We start from the raw sequence: 6,264 nt of genomic DNA, 5'->3' as shown, positions 1-6,264 counted from the left end.
GCTCAATCTATTGGAGAGCCTGGAACACAGCTTACCATGAGGACATTCCATATAGGTGGAACAGCAACAAAGGTTATAGAACAGGCTGTTCATGAGGCGAAGAATCCTGGAACAGTAAAATTTATCAATGTTAATGCTGTCCAGAACAGGGAAGGTTTACTTGTTGTACTTAACAGGAATGCCATGATAGCTGTTGTTGATAAGGAAGGAAGGGAAAAGGAGAAATACAATCTTGTCTATGGCACAAGACTCCTTGTGAAGAATGGCCAGAAGATAGAGGCTGGACAGAAACTTGCTGAGTGGGACCCTTATTCAACTCCAATTATTACAGAGGTTGGAGGACGTGTAGCCCTCGGAGATATAGTGGAGGGTGTTACTGTTAAGGAGACAGTTGATGAGATAACAGGCCTTAGCCAGAAGGTTATTATTGACTATCCTGCCCACATGAGACCGAGAATATCTATAAAGGATGCTCAGGGAAGGACTATAAAGGTCGGAACAGGACTGGCAAGATACATTCTTCCTGCAGGTGCTCATATACTTGTTGAAAAGGGTGAGACTGTATATCCCGGCGATGTAATAGCAAAGATTCCTAGAGAGACTACAAAGACAAAGGATATCACAGGAGGACTTCCGAGGGTGGCTGAGCTCTTTGAGGCAAGGAGACCAAAGGAATACGCCATGGTATCTGAGATAGATGGCATTGTTGAATTCAAGGCTGGTCCCAAGGGTACAAGGGTTGTTGTAATAAGAGGTGGTGATGTCGTGAAAGAGTATACGATTCCTAAAGGTAAACATGTTAGTGTTCATGAGGGAGATTTTGTGAGAGCAGGTGAACCCCTTATGGACGGTGCTGTAAACCCTCATGATATTCTTGACATCCTAGGGCCCACAGAACTGCAGAGATATCTTGTTGATGAGGTCCAGAAGGTTTACAGACTTCAGGGTGTCTCAATTAATGATAAACACATAGAGATAATAATAAGGCAGATGATGAGAAGGGTGAGGATTGAAGACCCTGGAGACACTGATTTCATGATAGGTGAGCAGGTTGATAGATTTGTCTTTGAAAGTGAGAATGAAAAGGTTATAAAACAGGGTGGCAGGCCCGCAATGGCAAAACCCCTGCTTCTCGGTATAACAAAGGCATCACTCACAACTGATAGCTGGGTATCAGCTGCCTCATTCCAGGAGACAACTAGGGTTCTCACAGAAGCTGCTCTCAACGGCGCTGTTGACGAGCTTAGAGGACTTAAGGAGAATGTGATAATGGGAAGGATGATACCGGCAGGTACAGGTATGCTTAGATACAGGAACACCTTTGTAAAGAGGGAGCTCATTTCTTTGCTTGCTGAACAGAGACCTGCAATAACAGAGGAGCGGGAGGTTTCTGAATAAAGCAAGAGAAGGCATTTAGTATGTATGGTTGAGACTAAGGAGGATCGCGGTCTTCCAGCCCTGATAGCTGATGCTATGCTCGGAAGACTTGCCAGGTGGTTGAGGATACTGGGTTATGATACCCTTTACAGCAGGGATATCCAGGATAGAGAATTGATCAGAAAGGCCAGACAGGAACAGAGGATTATTCTTACCAGAGACAGAGGATTTGCGAAGAAAGCAGTTTTAGAGTTCACTATCCTTATCAGTTCTCAGGATTTAAAGGAACAGATAAAAGAAGCTATTGAGAAACTTACTGAGAAAGGGTTCAGCCGACCAGAGCCCTTCAGAAGATGTCCTGCCTGTAATGCTCTTCTTGAGGAGATAGCAAAAGAAGGCGTATCCGGTTATGTACCGGATCACATCTATCTACGAAATTCTGAGTTTTTAAGCTGTCCTATATGTAATAGAATATACTGGAGAGGTTCTCATGAGGTGGGCATCAGGAAGGTCCTTGGTGATATATTATGAAAACAAACATCCTCCTTCTTGCTGCCGCTCTCTTTATAATCTCCTTTTTTATCATCCTGAATATATTTTTTGAAAACAATTTCCAGGCAGAGATGGCACAGCAGTTCAGTCATCAGCAGGGACTGCTTGCCAGAAGCATTGCTGAAAATCTTAACTCTGCAATAAATCATATAATAGACGAGACCCGTACCCTTTCAAAGCTTCTAAATCAGACAGAACCTAGCAGGAAAAAGATAATTGAGTATTCATCTCTTTCTTTCGGTGATATTATATCAAGTTATGATATTGATATAAAAGTAGTAAATAAAAAAGGCTTTCTTCTTTTTTCACAAAAATTAAGCACGCTTAATGAACTAGACAGGATGATAATAGCTGAGCTTCAGAATGTTAGGGAAGGTATCACGAGAGTTTATCTTTCAGAGGATAAAAGAATATTGACCTTTGCCAGTCCACTCCAGACATCCATTATTATTGTTGAGCTCTATCTTGATTCACTGAACGAAAAATTCCTTTTACCTGCAAGACTGGGTGAAAAGGGATATGCATGGATGGTTGATTCCGATGGAACTCTTCTATATCATCCCACCCAGCCTGAGATGGTTGGAAGGAATATCTTTAAGGCTGACAGAACCTGTTTTGAATGCCACAGATCTTTTGATATTGAAAAAAGGATAATAATGGATAGTTCTGATATAGGCTACAGCTCCTATATTGCTCCTTCAGGTGAGGATAAACTTATTGCCTTCTCAAGAGTCAGATTTCTTGACAGAACCTGGATAGTATGTGTTTCCATACCCTATTCAGAGGTTATGGCTAGCATGAAAAAGAGCATGAAATTTCATTCTCTTCTTGTTATATCAATATTTCTTACAATGCTTGTTGGTGCCTCTGCAGTTATTGTTATGAATTCAAAGAGAATTAAAGCAGAGGAGCGTTCGAGGTATCTTGAGCATCAGAGAAGACTTGTTGACGCTGTTTACGAGTCAAAAATTTATCTTGAAAATATAATCGAGAGCATTCAGTCTGGCATTCTGGTGCTTGATGAAAATTATTATATAACACTCGTCAATTCAGCATACGCGAGGCTGATCGGTAAGGATAAGGAAGAGCTTAAGGGAAAGAAGTTTTTCGATATATGTCCCCGACAGAGTGATGATGAAAAGGGAAGGTTAAAGGATTTGATACAGGGAGCCTTTAACGGTGTTGCGGGCAGCATAAAGGGCTTTCCGCTCAGAAAAGAAGACAGGACACTTTATGTTTATGTTACAGTGAGCCCTCTTGTATTTCATGATCGGGTGTCGAACGTTATTATTTCCTGTGATGACATTACTGAGGAGATTGACCTGAGAGATAAACTCAGGGAATATGCTGATGCCCTCGAAGAGATTGTTAATTCAAGAACAGAGGAATTGAGAACAGAAAAGGAAAAACTTGATGTTATTATGAGAACAGTTGATGCTGGCATTGTACTTTTTGATACAAAGGGCAGTATACTCTGGAAAAACAAAAAAATGGATGAGTGGCTTGGCAGAGAAAAAGTAGCAAATATAATACATCTGCTCGGGATGGAAGAATTACAGAAAGAAACCCTTCAGTTTTCAAAAGAACTCTCTCTTGGAGGCAGGAGGGGTATTTTTCAGGTTCATATAACACCCCTAAAGATAAAGACAGGCGGTTATCAGTTCATTGCACTTATACAGGATGTAACAGAACTTAAGAGGCTTGAAGAACAGATGATGCATTCAGAAAAGCTTTCTGCACTTGCAAGGATATCTGCGGGTCTTGCCCATGAGATAGGTAATCCCCTCACCTCTATATCATCCTATGTGCAGCTACTGAGAGAAATGGATCTTGGAGAATTTGCCAATGAGAGTCTTGAGATTATTTCCAGACATATCGCAAGGATTGCTGAGATTGTGAGGAATATCTCGAGTTTTTCAAAACCTGCAAAAGGTGTTGCTGGACCTGTAAATATAAGAGAGGTGCTTGACTCCACCATTTCACTTCTCAGATTTGACAAAAGGATGAAGAATATAGATATCAGGATTGATATACCTGAACTCCCTCACGCCTATGCTGATCAGAATCAGCTTGCACAGGTGTTTACAAATCTGATCTTCAATGCTGTTGATGCAATGCCTGATGGTGGCATGCTCTCCATTTCAGCAAGGCTCTGTGATGACTTTGTAGAGATATCTTTCAGGGATACAGGCACAGGCATTCCAGAGGAGTATCTTAACAAGGTTTTTGACCCCTTCTTCACAACAAAGGATAAAGGAACAGGTCTTGGTCTATCTGTAAGTTTTAGCATTGTGAAGAGTTTCGGAGGAGATATAATGGTTGAGAGCAGGCCTGGTCAGGGAAGTACCTTTACTGTAAGACTTCCCGTGTACAAAGGAGGTGCATGATTCAGGAAAGGAATATGTCAGGTAAGATTCTTGTTGTTGATGATGAAAAGGACATCCTGAGGGCTCTTGAGTTTATACTCTCAAGAGAGGGTTACACTGTAACTACAGCAACTAATGGACAGGAGGCAATGGAGCTTCTTAAGAATGAGGAATATGACCTAGTCCTTACAGATCTCAGGATGCCAGGGATGGACGGTATGGAAGTCCTTGAGAAGAGCCTGCAATTAAGACCTTCAACTGCTGTAATAATCATGACTGCTTATGCAACTGTAGAATCTGCTGTACAGGCTATGAGGATGGGAGCGAGCGATTATATTGTCAAACCTTTCATTAATGAAGATGTAAAATTGAGAGTTAAAAGGCTGCTTGAGCACAGAAAACTTCGCGAGGAGAACATACTTCTCAGGCAGCAGCTCAGTCAGCGCATCCCCGGAAGAGTCTTTCTTGGAAATTCAAATCAGATACAGCAACTCCTGAGTCTTCTTGAACAGGTTATACCCACAAAGAGCAATGTCCTCATACTTGGTGAGAGTGGAACGGGCAAAGGACTTGTGGCAGAACTCATTCATTATAACAGTCCGAGAAAGGATAAACCTTTTATATCGATAAACTGTTCTGCCATACCTGAAACTCTTCTTGAGTCAGAGCTTTTTGGATATAAAAAGGGTGCTTTCACAGGTGCGGTATCGGATAAAAAGGGTCTCATAACAATGGCAGATGGTGGCACCATTTTTCTTGATGAGATAGGTGATATGCCAATGAGTATTCAGGCAAAACTTCTTAAGGTCATTGAGACCGGAGAGATTATGCCTCTAGGTGATACTGTAAAGAGAACAGTTGATGTCAGGATAATAGCTGCCACGAATGCTGACCTTGAACAAAGGGTAAAGGAGGGTAAGTTCAGGGAGGATCTTTATTACAGGTTGAGTGTTATTGAGATTAAGATACCACCATTAAGAGAGAGAAAGGAAGACATACCGGTTCTTGTTAATTATTTCATAAGGACCCTATCAGAAGAAAATAAAAAAAATATAAGAGGAATTGATAATGAGGCAATGGCATTGCTCATTCAGTATCCCTGGCCTGGAAATGTAAGAGAATTGAAGAATGTTATAGAAAGGGCAGTTGTACTTGCAAAAGGAGAATATATTACCCCTGCTGAGCTACCTGATAAATTAAAAAGTTCTGCTGCAGAGCAACCCTCCCAGGGCAGACTTCGTGAGGCTCTAACTGAATTTGAAAAATCACTTATAATAAACACCTATGAGCAGCACAATAAAGATAAGGAGGCCACTGCAAAGGCTCTTGGCATAGACCTGGTTACCCTTTATAGAAAATTAAAAAAATACGGAATAGAGGGATAATTGAAGAGGACATTCAAAATAGGAATGATTGCAGGTTTTTTTGTTGGTGTAGTTGTAAGTTTATCAATGGACATTGTCTTCAAGGATGCTCTGGGAGGAAGCTGGGCTGATGCAGTGAGCCATGATCTCTCCTTACTTTTTGGAAGACCTCTTTCCCCTAACTCTTTTATTGTTATTATGGGTGTGTTTATTGTTATAGGTTTAGTTGGACTCATCGGTGCTTTTATCGGTGGAGTGGTTGGAGTATTTCTTTACAGATTATTCAGTCTTCTTAAAAATTGATATTAAACAGTCAGGTCACAATTTTAATTTGTAATAGAGAGTCTTAGCCAGTCAGGAATTCGTGTAACCACACTTAGGTAATAAAATATTTTTTTCTTTAAACGCACAAATCTCTCTTACAAATATGTTTTACCCTGCTAATGTTACGTGACTACTATAGAGATATCAAAATTCAGTGAAATAAATTTATTTTCTGAAGATATAAATTTAAATATTTTTTCTTCTGTGAAAATTTACAGTCTTGATTTTTGCAGGCATGAAAAGGTGGGGCTGATATGAATCTTTTGAAATCAATGACTTAT

The 6,264-nt window shown here is 40.5% G+C and carries 5 protein-coding genes; all 5 read left to right on the top strand.

Translation table 11 applies throughout. From position 1 onward, the window contains the following. On the top strand, positions 1–1,398 hold a 1,398-nt coding region (locus tag N2257_10130; GenBank protein ID MCX7794740.1), incomplete at its 5' end, for a DNA-directed RNA polymerase subunit beta'. A gap of 24 nt (positions 1,399–1,422) precedes the next feature. Next, positions 1,423–1,908, top strand: coding sequence for a Mut7-C RNAse domain-containing protein (locus N2257_10125; GenBank protein ID MCX7794739.1), 486 nt, complete (start codon positions 1,423–1,425; stop codon positions 1,906–1,908). Beyond that, positions 1,905–4,316, top strand: a complete 2,412-nt coding sequence (locus N2257_10120) for an ATP-binding protein (GenBank protein MCX7794738.1) — start codon at positions 1,905–1,907, stop codon at positions 4,314–4,316. The genes N2257_10125 and N2257_10120 overlap by 4 nt, the downstream gene beginning before the upstream one ends. Continuing rightward, a complete protein-coding gene (locus N2257_10115) occupies positions 4,313–5,680 on the top strand; it encodes a sigma-54 dependent transcriptional regulator (protein MCX7794737.1) in 1,368 nt (455 codons plus the stop codon). The genes N2257_10120 and N2257_10115 overlap by 4 nt, the downstream gene beginning before the upstream one ends. Next, the gene (locus tag N2257_10110; GenBank protein MCX7794736.1) at positions 5,681–5,962 is read left to right on the top strand and encodes a hypothetical protein; all 282 of its coding nucleotides are present in this window, start codon (positions 5,681–5,683) and stop codon (positions 5,960–5,962) included. It abuts the gene before it with no gap. The last annotated feature ends 302 nt before the right edge of the window (positions 5,963–6,264 follow it).

The sequence above is a fragment of the Thermodesulfovibrionales bacterium genome (assembly GCA_026417875.1).
GTDB lineage: Bacteria > Nitrospirota > Thermodesulfovibrionia > Thermodesulfovibrionales > CALJEL01 > CALJEL01.
This window is presented reverse-complemented; position numbering and strand designations above follow the sequence as displayed.

Coding starts and splice junctions, on each gene's coding strand:
- N2257_10125 (MCX7794739.1), top strand. CDS start 1,423: ATGGTTGAGACTAAGGAGGATCGCGGTCTTCCAGCCCTGATAGCTGAT.
- N2257_10120 (MCX7794738.1), top strand. CDS start 1,905: ATGAAAACAAACATCCTCCTTCTTGCTGCCGCTCTCTTTATAATCTCC.
- N2257_10115 (MCX7794737.1), top strand. CDS start 4,313: ATGATTCAGGAAAGGAATATGTCAGGTAAGATTCTTGTTGTTGATGAT.